At 39.0% G+C, this 3,731-nt stretch carries 4 protein-coding genes; 1 reads left to right on the top strand and 3 read right to left on the bottom strand.

The genetic code is table 11. The annotated features are described in order from the left end of the window. Positions 1-220: 220 nt before the first annotated feature. Positions 221-1,282 carry an aromatic acid exporter family protein gene (locus FPQ10_RS12735; RefSeq protein ID WP_144163873.1) on the bottom strand — a complete coding sequence of 354 codons (1,062 nt, stop codon included), beginning with the start codon at positions 1,280-1,282 and terminating at the stop codon, positions 221-223. Positions 1,283-1,354: 72 nt separating this feature from the next. Next, positions 1,355-2,308, bottom strand: coding sequence for a M23 family metallopeptidase (locus FPQ10_RS12740; RefSeq protein WP_144163874.1), 954 nt, complete (start codon positions 2,306-2,308; stop codon positions 1,355-1,357). Positions 2,309-2,430: 122 nt separating this feature from the next. On the opposite strand from FPQ10_RS12740, the gene FPQ10_RS12745 reads away from it, so the two are divergent. Further along, positions 2,431-2,700 carry a YutD family protein gene (locus FPQ10_RS12745; protein WP_144163875.1) on the top strand — a complete coding sequence of 90 codons (270 nt, stop codon included), beginning with the start codon at positions 2,431-2,433 and terminating at the stop codon, positions 2,698-2,700. A 127-nt stretch (positions 2,701-2,827) separates the two neighbouring features. Here FPQ10_RS12745 and FPQ10_RS12750 read toward each other — a convergent pair whose 3' ends face one another. Continuing rightward, entirely contained in the window at positions 2,828-3,679 is an 852-nt protein-coding gene (locus FPQ10_RS12750; protein ID WP_144163876.1) for a dimethylarginine dimethylaminohydrolase family protein, read from the bottom strand. Between the last annotated feature and the right edge of the window lie 52 nt (positions 3,680-3,731).

Raw genomic sequence — 3,731 nt, forward strand, 5'->3', positions numbered from 1 at the left:
ATTTTTGTTCGCTACCGTTGAATAGAGTTCTTCTAATCGAGGGTAGCGCACAATTTTCCTTCGCTACCGTTGAATAGGAGGCTTCTAATCGAGGGTAGCGCACAATTTTCCTTCGCTACCGTTGAATAGAACGCCTCTAATCAACGAAAGCACACAGTTTTAGATCACTACCGATGAATAGTCCGCCACTAATCTTCGTATGTTTTAAATCGTTCTCTCTTTATTTTCTTTTAATGGTTTGTTTCAATTTAGCCTTTTCTTTTTTCTGAAAATCTTCGGGCTTAATCGTAAAGTAACTTTCCACTAATTGATAGATCGACAACAGTTCATAAAGTAGAATGAAATGCGATGGAAATGCCGTAGTCCTTGGTTTTTCTTCGATAATTTCACTTTGGTTTCGCCAGAACAGATCGACAAGTTTTTTCAATTGCTCCCGGTGCTCTTCAAGGCTAAAGTCCTCGGCTACTTGAAGGGAATGGGAAACATTTTCTACATGAATAAACAGCATATCTTTTTCCTGTTCGGTTAAATCCAGTGTTTTAGACGTCATATAGTATACGTTCTCAATGTGGTAATTAATTAATTTTAGCTGCGTCAGCTTTTTGTTAACGGCTTTCAGTTCATTGTTCTCAGCCGCAGTTAGCGGGTGATATTTCGCTTCGTCACGTTGATAATTTATGAGCACTTCAATTTTAAACACTCTTTCTTCTAAAATCTCGAGTGTTTCAAGCATCTTCGGGTCTTGTCTTTGGTCACTCAGAGCAGCTGAAAAAATGCACTGGATGGTTTCACCTGTGTCTTGCGCTAATTTTTTCAATTTGTTCGTAATTGACGATTGGTAATTTGGTGGCATCAAAAACATATTCACGAGTGTAGAGACAGCCAGTCCAATCGTTGTCGTTCCAAGACGAATAAAAAACGAGGCCATAAAATTATCGTGAATGACTTCAATCATGGCAACGGACGTCAACGTAGCAACGAGCAAACCATCAAATAACTTAAATCGATACGTCGTGACGATCGTAAACACAGCTGCACAGGCATAGGTCAATGCGGAATGACCAAATAAAGTGATAAATAAAACGGCATAAAAGGAGCCGATTGCGGAAGCTGGAAACCGGATGATTCCTTTTTTGATCGATTGGGCAACGGTCGGCTCCACCGTTACGATTGCTGTAATAACGGCGAAAACCGGTGGCCAACCGATCCATTCACAAATCCATGCGGTGATAAATATAGCGATTCCTGTTTTTAATACACGACTGCCTGCAATTCGTTTCATGATTTCATCTCCAATAGTTCACTATCTCTATTTTTTCACTAAAGGAGAAATATTTCAATTGGCTAGAGCAAGTTATCCGTCAGTATTTCGCTCCCAGCGTTTTAAGGAAGGGTACGGGTCATAAGCCCACTCATATTTTCCGTTATCTTTGTAAATGCCATAATGTAAGTGAGGTGGGAATTTGCCTTGTGTTCCTTCTGGCCCATATCCTGTTGAACCCACATATCCGATAACTTGTCCAGGTTTGACGAGGGTGCCTTCTTCAATCTTTTCTTCAAATCGGCTTAAATGAGCATAGTAATGATAGATGTTATATGCGTCGCGAATTCCGACCCGCCAACCACCGAACTTGTTCCATCCTTTGATCTCAACGATTCCATAAGAGGCTGATTTAACAGGTGTCCCGTATCCGGCAAAAATGTCGGTTCCTTCATGAATCCGTCTTCCTCCATAGCCACGTGAGTCTCCCCACGTATTTTTGTAACTATAATTGAAGTTTTTCGAAACGATAAAGGATCGCTCACTTAAATCAAGTGTTTGAAACTTATGAAAGATTTTTTCCATCAGAGCGATTAAATCGGCAGCTTTTTCACGGTCATAATAAGTTTCTAAAGCTTTTTGCATGGTGCCTTCTTCGTCGGTCAATTGCTGAATGATAGTGGCATAGGTGTACAGAACATCTTCATCATCTTCAATATCAGCAATCCCATCCCCATTTCCGTCCATACCTTTTCCGCCGAACAATTGAATGGCTTCTTCGGAATGCTTTCGCTTATTGTCAAAGTTAAGTAAACCAAACCATGTTTCGGGCTTGATGATAATCCCTGTCATTCGACCATCGATCTCTTTATTGATATTACGTTCATATTGGTCCATGGCTGCAAGTGAATACCAAGGCAAGTCTGTCACAGCAGCCGTCTTTCGGTAAAGTCCCATTCGTTCAAGATATTCATCGTCATTGTCTTCGGCTTGCACTGTCACGGGTATAGCAAGCAAAATAATAAGTAGGCATAGAAATTTTCGCATACAGATTGGAATCCTTTCTCATATCGGAATTTAGCTAATTCTTAGTGTAAGCAGCTAAATTGTTTTCATGTAGAGAATGGATAAGGAAATTATGGTACACTATGTATAACGAGGTGATCTCCATGGAACTTCAAGGAACCAATTATGATTTAATTTACGAATACAGAGAAGCTTTCAATGAAGAAGCTATCGAAGAAAAATATGTGGATTTGCTGGCGAAGTATGATTTCCTCGTCGGTGACTGGGGTTATGGTCAGCTTCGTCTAAAAGGTTTTTATGATGATCAAAATCAAAAAGCGACCTTTGATACGAAAATATCTACATTAGAAGATTATATTTATGAATATTGTAATTTTGGTTGTCCTTATTTCGTTTTGAAACGGATTGACTAATGAAACCTTGTTCTACCCAAGTTGGTAGTGCAAGGTTTTTTTATTGTTGAAAGGTACAAATATATAAAAAAACCGAACGATTTAATTGAGAAATCGTTCGAGTATTTGTTTCAATGTTGCTTATCGATTAGCCTCGCTGCAAAGGTAATGTACAACATCTGAATGAGCCACCGGACTTGATGATTTCAGAGAGATCGACGCGTATGACTTTATAGCCTTCGGATTCTAACACGTTATTCAATCGTTCATTTTGAGGAAGGCTAATAACTTTTCCATCACCGATTGAAAGGACGTTTGGTCCCATTTGAAATTGCTCTTCATCGGTAACAGAAATCACGTGATAGTTGGAATGAAGTTTTCTTAAATCTTTTTTAGTAAAAGCATCACTGTAAACAAGAGCAGTGTCTTCGCTTAAGATATTAAAGACGCAATCGAGATGAAGAATATCATCTTTTAATTGTAAAGGTCGCACATGATAGCTCGGTAATCGACGTTGCAGATCTTTCACGGCATCGAACGTTGTACGTCCACTTAAACCAACCCAAATCGTATCCTCGTCAATTAAAACATCTCCGCCTTCTATGGAGCCAGCTAAATCTTCTTGAAAAGAAATCGCTTGTTCATGCAACCATTCCTTTAATTGCTCGGTCTCACCTTGCCGAACTTCTTCGTTCATGGAAGCGACGAATAATTGATCATCGATTACAAAGGCAGTGTCACGTGTAAAGACGTGTTCATTTAAATGAGGATTTGGAGAAAGTTCAGTGACTTCGATGCCATGTGACCTCATAACCTTTAAAAAGTGGTTATGCTGCTTTACGGCGAGCGTTGTATCTATATTAGTGTTTTTATAATGCTTCTGCGTTTCATTAATTACTTGTGTGATTTTCATAAAAGAAGGCTTCACTACAACGGCTTTTTTTAATGTGGAATATTCAGTACGACAATTTATTTTTTGAGTTGATGTGATCCCTCTCATGCTGTAACCTCCATTGATATCGATAAAGTCGTGATTGGAATATAAATTTTAT

The sequence above is a fragment of the Allobacillus sp. SKP2-8 genome, from assembly GCF_007559355.1.
GTDB classification, from domain to species: domain Bacteria; phylum Bacillota; class Bacilli; order Bacillales; family Alkalibacillaceae; genus Allobacillus; species Allobacillus halotolerans.